Genomic DNA, 205 nt, shown 5'->3' with positions numbered 1-205 from the left:
TTTTTAATGTGTTTCTTTGTCCATTTTTTCTTTGTTTTTCTTTTGTCTATCTAGAATAAATGTAACTAAATTATTTATTGTTCTCATATAAGATGGGTCATCTCCCTCTGTGACTTGAATATTAAATTCATCATTAAGAAAAACGAGTATTTCCGTTGCATCCACAGAATCTAACTTCAGACCATTACCAAATAATGGTGTATCA

At 28.8% G+C, this 205-nt stretch carries 1 protein-coding gene; it reads right to left on the bottom strand.

Annotated features, from left to right (window positions below):
• Window positions 1-3 precede the first annotated feature (3 nt).
• The coding region (locus tag M983_RS16885; protein ID WP_167348712.1) for an acyl carrier protein at window positions 4-205 on the bottom strand (202 nt) is incomplete at its 5' end.

The organism is Proteus myxofaciens ATCC 19692 (assembly GCF_001654855.1).
Classification (GTDB): Bacteria; Pseudomonadota; Gammaproteobacteria; order Enterobacterales; family Enterobacteriaceae; genus Proteus; species Proteus myxofaciens.
Note: the sequence above shows the minus strand (reverse complement) of the source record. Positions and strands in the feature narration are given on the sequence as shown.